The organism is Sphingobacterium sp. G1-14 (assembly GCF_002196555.1).
In the GTDB taxonomy this organism is placed as follows: Bacteria; Bacteroidota; Bacteroidia; order Sphingobacteriales; family Sphingobacteriaceae; genus Sphingobacterium; species Sphingobacterium siyangense.
On sequence record NZ_CP021381.1, the window covers coordinates 5,220,732 to 5,237,169 of the forward strand.

Genomic DNA, 16,438 nt, shown 5'->3' on the forward strand with positions numbered 1-16,438 from the left:
GTTATTTTTCAAAATAAGGTAGTGCGATTTCCATTTATAAAATATACCATCGGTAAACGGAAAAATCCGATGATCCTCTACACAAAGAAAGAGGTTGTTCACCCGTCTTCATATACTCAAGCAAGATAGTGAAGATTTTAATAGGTTTCTAACGAATGGACTGCAGTTTTTTTCGTTGTTGCATCCGAGCAATACTTCAATTAAAACCTATTTAACTAGTCGAGTTCCTTCCATTTCCTGAAAAGAACTCGACTAGTTAAATATTAGATCAAAGGGCGCAAACGTTCCAGTAATTTTTTAGTAGCAAAAATACCCTCTTCTTCGCTCAACTTACTTCCCTCATATTCAATCCCCACATAACCTTTGAATTTTGCTTTTTTAACAATCTTCAACATACGCTCATAGTCAATTTGCGTTTCATTTCCATTAGCATCAAAATCATGTGTTTTGGCACTCACACCATGTGCATAAGGCATTAGATCCGTCACACCTTGATAACGATCATACTCATAGAAATTACCAAGATCAGGTAAACTTCCACAATATTTACTACCCACTGCTTTTAATGTATTAGCCAACCAGTCACCATGTGAAGAGATACCACCATGGTTTTCTACAATAATGCTAATCCCCGCTTTTTTACCAATATCAGATAGCGCTGTTAAACTTTCGACAACACGTTTACTAACTTCCTCAGGAGTCCCTTTTCCAGCCGCATTGACACGGATTGCATGACAACCTAAGAAATTAGCTGCAGAAATCCACTTATAATGGTTTTGCACGGCTTGTTTTCTCTTTGTTTCATCTTCATCACCGAGATTTCCCTCACCATCAATCATAATGAGTACATTACGTACACCATTATCTTTTGCACGCATATTTAGCTCAGTAAGGTAGTTATTATCATTAGCCTTATCCTTAAAAAACTGATTCACATATTCCACCCCATAGATACCGTATTTTTTGGCAGCTAATACCGGAAAATCCAAATTGTTCAAATCTCCCTTGAACAAGGATTTATGCAATGACCATTCAGCCAAGGAAATGTCAAACCAATCTTTCTTTGCTGCCGCAAAACTCTCCAAAGAGGGAGCTAATGCTATACCAGCAGACGCTAGTGCAAGGTTTTTAAGAAAATCTCTTCTTGAATTCATGTGTTTAGATTTAATGTGTTATTTAAATATTTCCCCAGCCAGTAGTCAACACATCAACGAGGTGCATCGTCTGAATGGGTAATTTATGTTTATCGATATAAGATTGAAGCTGTAGCAAACAAGATGAATCCGTGGAAATAATATAATCCGCATTCAGATCAAGTGCATTGCGCACTTTTTGCTCAGCCATTGCCGCGGATATTCCTTCGAATTTAACGGCAAAACTACCCCCAAACCCACAACATGTCTCGCTATCTTTCACCTCCACCATCTCCAAACCTAAGACCTTACTCAATAATTTCCGTGGTTCCTCTTTTATCTTGCACTCCCGCAAAGCCGAACAAGAATCGTGGTACACCGCAACACCCTCAAGCTCAGCTCCAAAATACTCTTTTTTTAGCACGTTTACTAAAAAATCAGAGATTTCCATAACCTGTTGCTGTATTTTATGGCATTGATGGGAATCTGCCGAATTTGCGAATAAATCATTATAAGCATGTCGTACCATACCAGTACAAGACGCAGAAGGAGAAATAATCACATGATCTCCCGAGAAATCACCTAAAAACTTCCGTCCGACCTGTTTTGCATCATCCCAAAATCCAGCATTATAGGCAGGCTGGCCACAGCATGTCTGCTCAGGATTATAGACAACCTCGCAGCCGACCTTTTCTAATAAACGAACCGTATTAAAAGCGGTCTCAGGGTAAAGCTGATCTATAAAACAAGGAACAAAAAGTTCTACTTTCATATGCAATTCAATCAATAAAATTAAGATTTATTGGATACTAATATCCGGATCAAAAGTAACAATCCAATTACAAAAAATAAAGAAAGAACCAATGCCGAATATCGAATATTATGTGTAACCTGTTCTATAAACCCGAATGAGAATAATCCAATGACAATGGCAACTTTTTCTGTGACGTCATAAAAAGAGAAAAAAGCAGTCGTATCTTTGATATCCGTCGGAATTAATTTAGAATAGGTCGAACGCGATAAGGACTGAATCCCGCCCATAACTAAACCGACCAATGCAGCAATGATATAAAACTGAAGTGGGGTAGATAAATAAAAGGCCGAAATACAGATGACGATCCAGATCATCACCACAACGATCAACACCTTGATATTCCCAAAAAGCGTAGATAAATAAGACATTAAAAATGCACCTAAGATAGCTACAAGTTGAATGAGAAGAATGGTAGCTATCAACCTTTCTGCGCCTAAATGCAAAATTTTCTCCCCAAAAGAAGAGGCGACAATCATCAAAGTCTGAACACCAATTGCATAAAAGAAAAAAGCCGGCAAAAACTGTTTTATTTCAGGAATACCTTTGATCTTTTGGATAACATGGCCGAATTCATCCCGTACATTCTGAACAAAACTCTTACCTGTGTTATTCTCGGTTGCATCGATTTTAGGCAGGTATTTAAAAGGAATCATTGAAAACCCAAGCCACCACAATCCGACCATTAGAAACGATATACGGGCCGGTAGTGAAGCATCTGTAATACCAAACCATTCAGGTTTAAGCACCACTATAAAACAAAGAATCTGTAAAGTGACACAGCCAATATAACCATAAGCAAAACCTTGCGCACTCACCTTATCTTGCTGATCGACAGTCGCCAAAAGCGGCAAATAGGAATTATTAAACAAAACACCGCCAATATACCCCATCGCTGCAAGTACAAAACAGATGATACCAATTTCCAAAGTTTCAAGCTTGAAGAAAAATAAGCACATACATGCAACTGCTCCAACATAAGTGAAGAATTTCATAATCTGTTTCTTTTTTCCTTTTGCATCAGCGTACGAAGAAATAAAGGGCAAAGAAAAAGACATCAACAGATAGGCAAAGGCCAAAGAAAAATTGGAAAGTGCGGTATTGACAACTTCAATCCCAAAGAAACTAACAACATCACCATGCTCTTTTGTTGTAGTAATTGCGGTATAGTAAACAGGGAATATCGTGGAAGTAATAACAAGGTTGTAAGCAGAATTGGCCCAATCGAACATGGCCCAAGAACGAATCAATTTTTTATTGTTTTTTACAATTGCTTCCATTTAAATTGGCTTAATAAGTTTGACGAATATAAGTAATTATTTTAGCCATTTCTTTACGAATTGCACTTGCTCGATCATCTATATAATTATTGTTCATAAAAGAAAATGCCAAGCGCCTTCCTGTCCGTGTGATCAAATAACCACTTTGATTGTAGACAGATGTAATCGTTCCTGTTTTAGCAAAAACAAACGGTTCTCCGAGATCTTTGCTATAGGTACGTTTCAGAGTACCATCTACACCTCCGGCCGGAAAAAGACGAAAACGTTCCTTCTCATCCGGCAACTTATTTTTCAAGACGACCAATAGATCGACATTATTTTGCGGAGTCACCTTGTTATAGGACGACAAGCCCGATCCATCAAAAATGGCAACCTCAGCTGAAAAGTATTTATAAACGTTATTCTTCATCCAATCCCGCACCAAGTAAGTATCAAATTGGCCGAATTGTTTCCACGAACACATCATTAAAAACTGTTCAGCAATAAAATTATCACTTGGCAACATCATTTCACGGATTAAATTTTTGGTACTGCCAGAATAGAGTATCTTGGTATTGCTTGGTTTTTGATAAGACAATAAGGTCACGGATTTACCTAGACTATCCGACAATAATTTAATAAATAAGCTATCAGAATAGATAAATGGGACTTCATTGACATAACCGCTCGGAACGGGACGTTTGGACATCCAAAAGGAATTTGCACGAAATGAACGGGAAAGTTCAAAATCACCTACCTTAGGTTCCGGCAAAAAATCCAGTGAATTTTGAAAACTCGCTGGAGAGGTTGATAAATAATTATAACCTTTTTGTCGAAAGGTGACCACATTACCATAAATAGGAAATGTACTGATTTCAGGCTGATAGTAAGCTTCAAAATCTTCCATAGCCCAACCATGTGCAAAGAACTTATTCTTCATTGTCCCTGGCACAACAAAAATGCGTTTATTCGTATTTTTCAAAAAGTTATACACCACCCGGGTATCTAACCGATTATGCAGAAACGTCGGATCACCTGTCCCCCAGATAAGCAGCGAGTCTCCGCGTTCCACATACTCCAAACCAGGTATTGAATCCCCCAATAGCGCTAGAGCAGCATAGGTGGTATACATTTTTGTATTGGAAGCCGGTGTAAAATGCTTATTGCCGTTTATGTCCATCACATATTTATTGGCATTTAGGTCATACAAAGAAAACCCAACAAAATGATCATTTAATATTTTAGATTCTTGAAATAGCTGATAAACATCCTCAAAGCTCTGAGCCTTCGCTACAAAAGTAGCCGCCGGCACAAACCAAAGCAGCAACAATGCACTTAAAATTTTTTCCATCAGTTCAAACATACAAAAAACTGCAAGAACTCCCTTTCGTCTATTGCCAAAATTCAGATACAAATCCTATAAAAAGGAAAGGGAGAGACATTGTCTCTCCCTTTCCTTTTTAAACTATCAAAAATTAATATCCTTGATTTTGTGTCAGAGCTCCACCACTTCTGTCAATCTGCGATTGTGGAATTGGGAAGTAATCATTTTGAGGTTTATAGTTTAAGCCTTTATAGCGAGCCATAAAACCGCCTTCAAACGTTGCGTAGCTTTCCAATACAGTTTTCGCCTCCCCCCAACGCACAAGGTCATAGAAACGATGTCCTTCCATCGCTAATTCTAAACGACGTTCAAAACGAACAGCTTTGCGCGCATAATTTTGGTCTGGGAAAGAAGTATAAGGTTTAACAACATATACCGCCGCTGCTACATTATCGCCAGTCGTTTTAGGAGGTAATTTTGCCGCACGCTCACGAACTGCATTTACCAGATTCATTGCTGCACCTAAATCGCCTAATTCAACCTGACATTCAGCTGCCATTAAAACAACATCAGCTAAACGAATAATATTAACATCCAAGTCAGTAATATATGCCGCTCCTGACGCAGTATGTGTTGCATGCAAACTCTTCGGAATCATTGTTTTTATACCAACAAATGGTCCACCCGAGCTCACCTCACGAATCCATGCATCACCTGGCATGACACCATAATCATAGAAATTCACACCTCTACGGCCAACCGTATAATCTAAACGTGGGTCAAAACGAAGCGTAACATCAAGTTTATATGTTTTCTTTGCGTCATCGGACAAACCGAAATCTGATTTATATGGATTATTTCGATAAGAACCATCTAACAATGGTAATCCATTTGCATCGACTTTATAGGCATTAACCAAATCAATGGTCGGCTGATAGAAACCACAACAACCTACAGGATTACTTCCATTTAATCCAGACAACATATCACCAACATTGGCATTATCACCAGATCCATCTGGATTAATCACATGCTTCGATACCAATAATGCCTCTGGGCCGTCTTTTGTAAGTACATCAAAGTTATTTTGGTACGGCATCGTACGTAGATCCTTTGCACCTATAACTTCCTTAAACAAAACTAACGCATCCGCATATTTTTTCTGGTAGAGGTAAACTTTACCCAAATAAGCTTTCGCGATATTCTGATCCATACGTCCGGCCTGGCTATTGATTTTTGTCGCTGGCAAATTCGCTATTCCTGCTTTTAAATCGTCAATAATCTTCGGAAGTACATCATCCTTATTCGGTTTCGTTTTAGCCTCATCATCTGTTGTGTTCTCATCAACATACGCTAGATTTTTGAAAACACGCCATAAATAAAAATAATAATGCGCTCGCAATACTCGGGCCTCACCTTCTATTTCCTTCGCACGTGCAGCCGTTACCGTTTTTTCACCTGCTTGGTCAGCCTTCAGAATACGCAACGTATTATTTGCCCTTAATACGCCCTCATAATAAACTTCCCACATTTGACTCAGGTTGTCGTTCGAACTATTTGGCGTATGAAATTCGATCATATTCATGTTCGGTTGATCGGTTGCCTCAGATCCTTTATGTGCATTATCTCCAGCAACTTCACCAAACAACCATTGGCTAGGCGCCGAAGAGTAATTCCCCCAGGTACCGTTGACATTGCCGTTTAATATTCCATACGCCCCGATAAGAGAGGCCTCTATACCTTTTGAATTTACAATCTGAGACTCAGGCAATTCAGCTTGCGGATCACGCTCCAAAAAAGATTTCCCACAAGAGGCTAATAAAGTCAATGATATACCTAAAACTGTAATTATATTTCTTTTTTTCATTTCAATCAAATTTTAACTTAAATCACTAAACCCTTAAAATCCTAGACTAACACCCAACATATATTGACGAGCCTGTGGATACACACCAAAATCTACACCCAAGGCTGGGTAAGTCGACGGAGTAGCCGTAACTTCTGGATCAAGCCCCTCATATTTAGTAATCGTAAACAGATTTGTTACCCCCACATAAGCACGGAGTTTCTTGATACCGGTATTATTACCAAAAACACGATTGGTATCGAAGTTATAGCCAACTTGAAGATTTTTCAATTTCAAGAAACTTGCATCCTGTACATAATAGCTCGAAGAAGCATACTCATAGGGTGAAGCATTTCTCACTTGAGAAGGGATCATGCTACCGCTATTCGTTGGACTCCATTCTTCCAATACGCGTGTACTTTTTTGACCTCTAAACACACCAAAATCTGTAAAGTATCTCGTAGCTTCATAGTTTTGATTACCCTTTGAACCATAGAAGTAGGCCATAAAATCAAAGTTTTTATAAGCCGCATTGATATTGAATGAATACACAAAGTCAGGATGTGGGCTACCTATAACGGTACGGTCACTTGCATCAATTTTGCCGTCACCATTGACATCCTCAAATTTAAGTCCACCAGCTCTCGACTTTCCATCCTCATATTTAGCGACACTTGCATTGTTCATATCCGCTTCCGAATAAATACCAATTACTTTATAGCCATAGAAAGCACCAAGAGGTTCTCCAGGTTTTAAGATGGAGGTTTCCATACTTCTAAAACTACCGTACACTTGTTGGGTTACTGATGGTGCCAAAGAAACAATCTTGTTCACGTTACGTGAAATAGTAGCGGACAGATCCAATTTAAATGCACTTTCTTGACGTCTACCGTAATGATAATTCAATGAAAACTCGATACCTTTATTTTGCATATCACCAATATTTACATAAGGCGATCCGGCCCGGCCTGCGGCAACAGCAGGTAAAGGCAATAGGTACAGCATGTCTTTCGTCTTTTTATTGTACCAATCAAAAGATCCATCAAAATCACCTTGTGCCAGGGTAAAATCCACCCCAATGTTTAATGCAGATACTTGTTCCCATTTTACGTCCGGATTACTGTAGGCATTGTGCCACATACCGGAAGTCAAGCTTCCGTCAATAGGATATGAAGATGAATTAATCGCGACCTGATAGCGATTCAGATATTGATTGGCTGGAATACGTTGGTTCCCCGTCACCCCATAACCCGCTCTGATTTTTAGGTCCGAGATCCATGACACACCTTTCATGAATTCTTCCTCCGACAAACGCCAGGCAGCACTCGCTCCAGGGAATGTTCCATATTTATTGTTCGGCCCAAAATTAGAAGAACCGTCACGACGCACTGTTGCGCTTAAGATATACCGATCTTTGTAGGAATAATCAACCTTTCCAAACACCGAAAACAAGGAGCCTACAGAACCGCTACCTTCACTGACGCGACCAGTTGAAGCGGCATCCAAGTAAAGGTAATCAAGCGATGACATTGTAAAAAAGCCATTTCCTTTTCCCCTTATTTGCCTATTTCTATTCTGAATAGCTTCCGTACCAGCAAGAATGCTCAACGTATGTGCCTCATTAAATGTTTTTTTATAATTTAAAGTATTTGTCCAAGTCCATTCTTTATTCAGTCCAAAAAATTCATTAATTCCATTGTTAAAACTTCCTTCTGTAAACTCAGGGTTTGGATAGGTATAAGATACACCATTGTAGTTTTCATACTTCATACCAAAACTGCTACGGAAGGTTAATCCTGAGACAATATCAAATTCTCCAAAGACATTCCCGAAAAACATATTGCTCTTATTTTTATTATCCTTGGCACGATAGGCGATAGCAACAGGATTTTCTCCATTACCATACTGTCCGCCAACAGATCCTGCAAAATTTCCGCCCTCATCATATACAGGAATGATATTATGAATACGATACGCAAAACCTAAAGCACTACCTTCACCGATATAGTCCCCGGCAGTATTGGTATTTACTCCCATACCAAATCCTTCCGTAAAACTATATTGCATATTTTCGCCGAAACGTAGTTTATTATTAAAGGCAGAGAAGCGTGTGTTTGAACGAAGATTATATTTTTCAAAACCGGTATGAATAATCGTTCCTTTTTGTTTCAGATAACCACCCGAAATCGCATAGGAAGCATCTTCACCACCTCCTAAAACGCTAAGTTGGTGCGACTGAGTAGGGGCATTTTGGGATAAAGCATCAAACCAGTTGGTTCCGGCCTTATTTGCTTTGGTAATTTGATAAAAATCGCTTCGGCTACTCGCATCGTACTTATATTTTGACATATCCACGTCTGCAGCTGTAATCACATCTTTCCCGCCCACTTTAGGTCCAGCGATAAGGTAATCAGGCATCACATTGTTTGTGCCGTCCAATCTGTTTTCAATATCCAATGTTTGTTGCGGAGACAACATTTTTGGAAAACGCCCACTGTTTGGAACCTGCACACCATAATAAGAGTCAAGGCTAAATTGAGGTTTTCCGCTTTTACCTATTTTTGTGGTAATGATGACAACACCATTATTTGCACGTGAACCATAAATTGAAGCTGCTGATGCATCTTTTAAGACCTGCATCGTCTCAATATCATTTTGATTCAACCAGCTTAACTTTCCTTCATAAGGCACTCCATCAATGATGTAAAGCGGCTCGTTGTTGTTGATCGTACTGTAACCACGAATTTTGATCTGTGGTGTAGAACCAGGGGCACCATCTACTACGATCTGAACCCCTGTTGCCCGCCCTTGCAACGCCTCAACAGCACTCGCTGCCGGGGTAGTTTTCAATTCCTTCACATTGACAACGGCAACAGCACCAGTTAAATCTTTCTTACGCTGCGCCGAATAACCTGTGACAACAACCTCTTCCAAGGCATCTTCTGAACCGCTTAAGGAAATTGCAAGATCAGCTTTCGAAGAAACAGCAACTTCAGTACTTTTGTACCCAATATAACTGATAATCAACACATCGCCCACTTTTGCTTGAATGGTAAATGCACCATTCTCGCCGGTCGACGTCCCGTTACTGCTCCCTTTGACTTTCACAGATACACCAGTAATACCTTGACCTGTAGCAGCATCCTTCACAACCCCTTTGATAGGCGTCTGTTGTACGCTCCTTGTTTTGATTAATGAAACGACTTCAACTTTGCCATGGCTAGTTAATCCACTGGCAAATCCATGAGTGGTCATTCCTCCTCCAATGAGAAGAGAACTCATAATCAGAAACCTCTTATTGAACTTTTGGCCCAATATGAGATCAAAACAGCAATTTTTGTCCGTTTTTTTCATCATAATTTTACTAAATAGGTGGTTTAAAAAAATTTATGTTTATGCTTTAGTTGTTTTAGTTGATATTGGTTGTTATTTAAGTTTTTGGTCATTTTTTTAGGTCTGACGACAACAATGCTATATTATTGGCAGGTTCAGGCCCCTTGGTTATTCATTTTTTTCTAATTTGGTTATTTTTCCAGAAATGTTAAAATCTGTTAAATAAATGTAAAGAATAATAAATGTAAAAAAAAAGGAAAAATCTTAATTAATTCACAAAGCGCTATAAATCAAGTTATTGTATTTTATACACTAAGCTAAAATGCAATACTATTGTTACACAAGTACATCCTTTTGTTTTTTATATCAGGAACGTTTCCCAAAATTCAGTGTGCATTGTCAAATATTCCGCAAATAGGTCCAAATAAGCTAAAAGCTCCTTATATTTGTTGTTGATGAATGTAAGTAATTTATTAGAACGGGCGCTCCGATTTGAGTTCCTATCCAAGGAAGAGGGTGTTTTTTTATATCAAAATGCACCTACAGCTGATTTGACTTTCGTAGCCAATGAATTGCGTAAGATACAAGTGCCACATGGTAAAGTAACCTGGCAGATCGACAGAAATGTCAATACCACCAATGTGTGTATTGCAAATTGCAAATTTTGCAACTTTTTCCGTCGCCCTGGTCATGAAGATAGCTACATTACCGATATTGAAAGCTACAAACAAAAGATAGAGGAAACTTTTAAATACGGTGGCGATCAACTGCTGCTGCAAGGTGGCCATCACCCGGATTTAGGTATTGAGTTTTACAAAAACCTTTACAAGCAATTAAAGGAACTTTATCCTACGCTAAAACTACATTCTCTCGGTCCACCTGAAATTGCGCATATTTCCAAATTGGAGAACATGAGCCATATTGAAGTTTTGACGCAATTGAAAGAAGCAGGACTAGACTCGCTACCTGGAGCGGGAGCTGAAATTCTCAATGATCGTGTGAGACGTCTTATATCAAAAGGAAAATGCGGTGGTAAAGAATGGCTAGATGTTATGCGGGCAGCCCATAAAATTTATTTACCAACTTCTGCCACCATGATGTTTGGCCATATCGAAACGATAGAAGAACGTTTTGAACATTTGGTATGGATTCGCGAAGTACAGGATGAAAAACCTCAGGAATCCCATGGATTTATTGCGTTTATCCCTTGGCCTTTCCAAGATGATGGTACCTTATTGAAAAGACTGCGCGGTATTACCAATAATGTAACGAGCGAAGAATATATTCGCATGATTGCCTTAAGTCGCATCATGCTTCCTAATATTAAAAATATACAAGCTTCCTGGCTCACCGTCGGAAAGCGGACAGCGCAATTATGTCTGCACGCTGGAGCGAACGACTTCGGCTCAATTATGATTGAAGAAAATGTCGTTTCGGCAGCTGGTGCACCACATCGGTTTACATCAAAATCTATACAGGAAGCTATTTTGGAAGCTGGATTCAGCCCACAACTGCGAACACAAAAGTATGAGTTCCGCGAGCTACCAGCCCATATGGTCGAACAGGTCATTAACTATTAATACGATACATTGAAAGACGTCATAAGAAATATTGAAGCAATTATATTTGCTTCTGCGGAAGGAATAGATCTTGCCGATATTAAACAGATTTTGCAGGAATCCTTAGCCATCGAAGTATCCAGGGAAGAGCTACGTGAGTTGATTAAAAAAATTGAAACGAAGTACCAGGACGAAGACTATGTACTCGAATTACGCTATATCAACAACGCCTATCAGTTTTTGACAAAAGCTGTTTACCATGAATCGATACAACAGCTCCAAAATCACAATAACAAGCGAAAACTAAGTCAATCAGCGCTAGAAACCCTCGCAATCATTGCCTACAGACAACCGATAACAAAATTAGAAGTGGAGCAGATTAGAGGTGTCAGCTGCGATTACTCTATTCAACGGTTACTGGAAAAGAAGCTGATCAAAATTGCGGGAAAAGCAGATAGTATCGGAAAACCATTACTTTATGCAACAAGCCAGCAGTTCATGGATCACTTCGGAATCAATGGTGTGAGAGATCTCCCTCAATTGAAAGACATCGTTACCGAGGACAATGCGATTGGTGAAACAAATGAATAAATAAAATAAAATAAATTTTTATTTTCAAAATACAATTCAACATACTGATTAACAGAAAAATAAAGCTTAATATTTTTTTTAAAAAAAGTTTTAAAAAATAGTTTTCTTCTCTAATTTTACAACATTGAATAAGAAACAATAAAGTATTATTTTATGAACACGGCAACTTTAGCTAACGAAGATCTTGAAGAAGTAAAATTCGCATCTTTCAACGGTCCTGATGACGATGATGATGATTTCGATGATGATTTCGATTTACCTGAAATCGACTCGATTGGAGGATTGGATGACTTCGATGATGACGATGAATTTTAATATTTTAGTGCGATATAACACTACCTATTAAAACACCAGAGTATCATTAAAAAATAAGGCGTTCAATTTGATTGAACGCCTTATTTTTTACTTTACTTGATCGATCAATTTATGTAATTCCATCTTGGGAATCATGCCGCTTTGTCGCCATACCTGTTGGCCATTTTTGAACAACACGAAAGTAGGCACGCCACTTACCTTATAAATCGAAGCAATTTTTGGATTCTTATCCACGTCAATCTTAATGATAGACAAATCTTCTTGATAAAATTCCTTTACATCCTGTAAAATCGGTGCCATAGTCTGGCAGGGACCGCACCACGTCGCAAAAAAATCCACCAAAACCAGCGAATTTGATTGAATAATCTGGTCAAAAGTAGCCATTATTGATTCTCCTTTACTTCTTCTTGCAATGCCTTATACCCACCTTGGATATTGCATATATGTTTAAATCCTTTAGCACTCAAAATAGATACAGCTACTGCACTCCTATAACCTGATTGACAGTGTACATACAGCAGTTGATTGTCTTTTTTAAGCGTAGAACCAAAATTAACGAAATCTGTTAGTGGAATATTCATTGCATTGTCAATATGTCCATTACCAAATTCTTTATCTGTTCTTACATCCACAATATGACCTTGATCTGATCTTTTCCTGAATTCTCCTGCACTGATATTACGCAACGAGACTACATCTTCACTAGCTTTCCAAGTTTCAATGCCGCCTTCCAAAACCCCAATGACATGGGTATAACCCAGCTTTAATAAATGATGATAAACCGTATCTTGACTATCTATATCTGTAATCAATAAAAGCTTTTGGGCTTTATTGGGAAACACTTGCGCCAAAAAGTGATCAAAAGAACCTTTAAAGCCTATATTTATTGATTTAGGTACAAATCCTCGTACGAATATATCGCCAGATCGCGTATCAAGAACTTGAATAGCTGTTTCACGACGCAATTTTTTAAATTCTTTCAATGTTAATCGTGGTAAATCTGAAGCGGGTTGCGACATCTCGACCCGATGACTCTTCGATGCTGCATACAATTGCATTTGACCATTGAACAGAGCAATACAGACTCCACATAATGTGATAAAAACTCTACGCATATATTTTACTATTTAAAAGGAATAAGCAGCTTTTCCAATTCCTCAATTTTACCATTGTATATATTTAAGTCCACATTGCCCTGAATCCCTCTGACAGTACCTTTTTCAGAAAATTGCCAAAAAGCCCAATGGTCTTTGGGGTTCTCAACCCAAAAGTTATAATTTGCAATCCACAACGTATAAGCTGCAAATTCCTTTTCCAAAAAGTCACTATAAAACTTATCTCCGGAGTAAAGAATGGGTTTTACTTTGTAGTGGGCTTCGACTTCTTCAAGCCAACGTTTTAGCCCGACTTTCAAGCTATCCATCGATTGTTGTTTTGGATGCTCCTCAATATCCAAGACCGGTGGAAGATCGCCAGACTGTAATTTAACCTTCCGAATAAAATTCTTCGCTTGCTTGACCGAGTTCTCATTGGGTCTAAAATAATGGTAGGCGCCTCTCAAAACTGCCCTATTTTCCGTTTTACTCCAATTTCGACTAAACTTATCATCAATTCCTTTTTCACCCATTGTCGCCCTGATAAACACAAAATCTATCGGAAAATGATCATTGATTGTGCTTACCTTTTGCCAATCTATTTCTTCCTGATAGGTAGACACGTCTATGCCAAACACCTTATCATCGTGCTTGCTCATAATCTCAATATTACGAATATCATATTTAGCTTCCTTCGTCAGAGACTTGTCTTTGGAGGTAGCCACGCGAAAATAGTATATAATTCCAGCCCGATAATGCCACACAACAAGACAGAGGAAAAGCACCAGCATTCCTGCTATCATCCAAATCCACTTTGTTCCACGAACCTGACTTCCTTTTGTACTTGTTTTCTTTCTTTTTGATCGCTGTTGTGCCATAGCACGATGAAGTTACGGCAATAGCAATTAACTCGCAAAATTTTCGCAACAATTTATATTTTTGTGTATGATCGTATACAACCCCAAAGACTGGCTTTCGGCAACTTTCAAATTGCATAAATCAGATACCTTCAAAAAGTTACTGCCATTTCTTGTTTTGATAGCGTTTTATTCCTGGATGATTGCCTTTCTTGAATTGGAATACCTCAAACTAAATGAAAAGAGCTGGGTCAAAAACATTACCATTGTCCACAACCTACTCGGTTTTGTTATATCGCTTTTACTGGTATTCCGAACAAACACGGCCTATGACCGCTGGTGGGAAGCCCGAAAACAATGGGGTACATTGACCAATGTTAGTAGAGCATTTTCGTACAAACTAAATGCCATGCTGGATGTAGATGACAAAGTGAATCGTAGTTTTTTCAGAAAGGCAATCCCCCTATTCGCAGAGACACTATACGATTTTTTAAGATCGGATTACACCAAGTTTATGCTCGACGAAAACGAACACCCTGAGTTAAAGGCTTTGGACAATAAAAAACATGGTCCGAACCAAGTTTCCACCATGATCTTCCACAAAATCAATGATCTATATAAAGAAGGAACTATAAGTGGTGATCAGCTTATTATCCTTAATGAGGAAATTATTACCATGACACATGTTTGTGGAGCTTGTGAGCGTATTAAAAACACCCCAATACCATTAGCATATAGTGCATTTATCAAGAAGTTCATTATATTCTATACCATGACCCTTCCAGTAGGTTACGTTTTTTCCATCGGTTACTTTGTTGTGATTGCTGTACCATTTATCTTATATGTTTTAGCATCTCTTGAATTAATTGGTGAGTCCATTGAAGAGCCATTTGGTATCGACCAGGACGATTTACCGATCGACAAAATTGCGGCCAACATCAGGAAACACTGCCATGAGATTATCCCTGCATAGACTTTTTTAAAAACAATCTAGCTCATTTTCAAACGCTAAGACTAGCTTTAGAAAATAAGTTTTGTAAATCTATTCGAAATTTCTACTTTTGTCGCGGAGAGTTGGCAGAGTGGTCGAATGCGGCGGTCTTGAAAACCGTTAACTGTCACAGGTTCGGGGGTTCGAATCCCTCACTCTCCGCAGAAAAAGCCTTTCAGAAATGAAAGGCTTTTTGCTTTTGCCCCTTAATTCTCTCCCATCAAAAGATCAATTTTCTTATAGTACCATTCCATTCGAATTATCAGAGCGTTACCTACAAGAAAACAACATTTCACACAACTCTTCCTGGACACATGCACTCTTTTTCACTTTTTTCATTCTTTTATGTAATAATCTGTAATTCATAACATCTAACAGGCAGAATATTCTAGAAAACCATAATTACTAATTTTAAATTCAATGCTTATGAAAACTATTGTTCTTCGTATCAATAAAGATCTACCGAACTATTTATGCCATTTCACCAAAGTCGGTATTTCAATACTTTTACTTATGATTTACGGATCGGCATTTGCACAAAAAAAATATGATTTTCGGGTCAGTATCTATGGAAAAGGAACACCGATCATTCTTATTCCAGGATATAGTTGTAGTGGAACCGTATGGGCAGAAACTGTAAATCATTTAAAAGATAAATACGAATGTCACGTGCTTACACTTCCTGGCTTCGCAGGACAAGTAGCTATTAAAGAAGCATTGCTTGAGACTATGCGCAATGAAATCATAGCATATACAAAGGCAAACAAATTGCAAAATCCGATTCTTCTAGGCCATAGTTTAGGCGGCTTTTTGAGTCTCTGGATCGCAAGCACTGCCCCCTCCCTATTTCAAAAAGTTATCGTTGTGGACGGAGTACCGTTCTACCCGGGCATGCAGAACCCAAATACAAGTGTAGAGGAAGTGAAAAAGTTTGTCGATAAAGATGCACTTATCGCACAATTTACTTCGATGGGAAACCAACAACTTAGTGCGTATGCTGAAAATATAGCACGACAGCTGGTAACTGATTCTATAAAAGCCAAAACAATAGCCGAATGGCAAGTACAAAGCGATAGAGTTACATTAGCATCTGCGTTTTATGAAATGATGACGACGGATATCCGCCAGGATCTTGCTAAAATTACGATACCCGTTTTGGTGCTAGGTAGTAAGTACGAAACGCTGGAAAAATCACAACAGATTCTTTCCGAGCAATATAAGTATGTAAAAAAGCTAACTTTACACAATACCAACAGTAAGCATTTTATTATGTATGATCAGCCAATTTGGTTTTTTAAAGAACTAGACACATTTTTAAAATAACC

General features: G+C 38.5%; 14 protein-coding genes and 1 tRNA gene. 6 read left to right on the forward strand and 9 right to left on the reverse strand.

What is annotated here, in order from left to right:
* Positions 1 to 263 precede the first annotated feature (263 nt).
* From CBM24_RS22520 to CBM24_RS22545, 6 genes are all read right to left on the reverse strand, one after another.
* Positions 264 to 1,154, reverse strand: a complete 891-nt coding sequence (locus CBM24_RS22520) for a TIM barrel protein (protein ID WP_088162814.1) — start codon at positions 1,152 to 1,154, stop codon at positions 264 to 266.
* Positions 1,155 to 1,176: 22 nt separating this feature from the next.
* A complete protein-coding gene (locus CBM24_RS22525) occupies positions 1,177 to 1,905 on the reverse strand; it encodes a (Fe-S)-binding protein (protein WP_070566110.1) in 729 nt (242 codons plus the stop codon).
* A gap of 20 nt (positions 1,906 to 1,925) precedes the next feature.
* The gene (locus CBM24_RS22530) at positions 1,926 to 3,224 is read right to left on the reverse strand and encodes an MFS transporter (RefSeq protein ID WP_088162815.1); all 1,299 of its coding nucleotides are present in this window, start codon (positions 3,222 to 3,224) and stop codon (positions 1,926 to 1,928) included.
* Positions 3,225 to 3,234: 10 nt separating this feature from the next.
* Positions 3,235 to 4,554, reverse strand: coding sequence for a D-alanyl-D-alanine carboxypeptidase (locus tag CBM24_RS22535; RefSeq protein ID WP_232475604.1), 1,320 nt, complete (start codon positions 4,552 to 4,554; stop codon positions 3,235 to 3,237).
* Positions 4,555 to 4,678: 124 nt separating this feature from the next.
* A complete protein-coding gene (locus CBM24_RS22540) occupies positions 4,679 to 6,394 on the reverse strand; it encodes a RagB/SusD family nutrient uptake outer membrane protein (protein WP_075994033.1) in 1,716 nt (571 codons plus the stop codon).
* 33 nt (positions 6,395 to 6,427) lie between these two features.
* Entirely contained in the window at positions 6,428 to 9,730 is a 3,303-nt protein-coding gene (locus tag CBM24_RS22545) for a SusC/RagA family TonB-linked outer membrane protein (protein ID WP_232475605.1), read from the reverse strand.
* A 431-nt stretch (positions 9,731 to 10,161) separates the two neighbouring features.
* Between CBM24_RS22545 and mqnC the strand changes: the two genes are divergently transcribed.
* The 3 genes from mqnC to CBM24_RS27640 all read left to right on the forward strand — a co-directional run bounded on the left by mqnC (position 10,162) and on the right by CBM24_RS27640 (position 12,171).
* A complete protein-coding gene (mqnC, locus tag CBM24_RS22550; RefSeq protein ID WP_088162817.1) occupies positions 10,162 to 11,286 on the forward strand; it encodes a cyclic dehypoxanthinyl futalosine synthase in 1,125 nt (374 codons plus the stop codon).
* Between the two features lie 9 nt (positions 11,287 to 11,295).
* Positions 11,296 to 11,856 (forward strand): SMC-Scp complex subunit ScpB, encoded by a 561-nt coding sequence (gene scpB / locus CBM24_RS22555; RefSeq protein WP_075994035.1) that lies wholly within the window; start codon positions 11,296 to 11,298, stop codon positions 11,854 to 11,856.
* Positions 11,857 to 12,009: 153 nt separating this feature from the next.
* Positions 12,010 to 12,171 carry a hypothetical protein gene (locus tag CBM24_RS27640; protein ID WP_167450446.1) on the forward strand — a complete coding sequence of 54 codons (162 nt, stop codon included), beginning with the start codon at positions 12,010 to 12,012 and terminating at the stop codon, positions 12,169 to 12,171.
* 87 nt (positions 12,172 to 12,258) lie between these two features.
* Here the strand turns inward: CBM24_RS27640 and trxA are convergent, their stop codons facing one another.
* The 3 genes from trxA to CBM24_RS22570 are packed head-to-tail and all read right to left on the reverse strand — an operon-like array spanning position 12,259 to position 14,143.
* Positions 12,259 to 12,555, reverse strand: a complete 297-nt coding sequence (trxA, locus tag CBM24_RS22560; protein ID WP_088162818.1) for a thioredoxin — start codon at positions 12,553 to 12,555, stop codon at positions 12,259 to 12,261.
* Positions 12,555 to 13,286, reverse strand: a complete 732-nt coding sequence (locus CBM24_RS22565) for a rhodanese-like domain-containing protein (RefSeq protein ID WP_088162819.1) — start codon at positions 13,284 to 13,286, stop codon at positions 12,555 to 12,557. The genes trxA and CBM24_RS22565 overlap by 1 nt, the downstream gene beginning before the upstream one ends.
* An 8-nt stretch (positions 13,287 to 13,294) precedes the next feature.
* Positions 13,295 to 14,143 carry a glycoside hydrolase family 25 protein gene (locus CBM24_RS22570; RefSeq protein WP_088162820.1) on the reverse strand — a complete coding sequence of 283 codons (849 nt, stop codon included), beginning with the start codon at positions 14,141 to 14,143 and terminating at the stop codon, positions 13,295 to 13,297.
* 67 nt (positions 14,144 to 14,210) lie between these two features.
* On the opposite strand from CBM24_RS22570, the gene CBM24_RS22575 reads away from it, so the two are divergent.
* The 3 genes from CBM24_RS22575 (at position 14,211) to CBM24_RS22585 (ending at position 16,436) form a co-directional block, all read left to right on the forward strand.
* Entirely contained in the window at positions 14,211 to 15,095 is an 885-nt protein-coding gene (locus CBM24_RS22575; protein ID WP_075994039.1) for a bestrophin family protein, read from the forward strand.
* Between the two features lie 95 nt (positions 15,096 to 15,190).
* Positions 15,191 to 15,275 (forward strand) — tRNA-Ser (locus tag CBM24_RS22580).
* A 264-nt stretch (positions 15,276 to 15,539) separates the two neighbouring features.
* Positions 15,540 to 16,436, forward strand: a complete 897-nt coding sequence (locus CBM24_RS22585; protein ID WP_157698573.1) for an alpha/beta fold hydrolase — start codon at positions 15,540 to 15,542, stop codon at positions 16,434 to 16,436.
* The last annotated feature ends 2 nt before the right edge of the window (positions 16,437 to 16,438 follow it).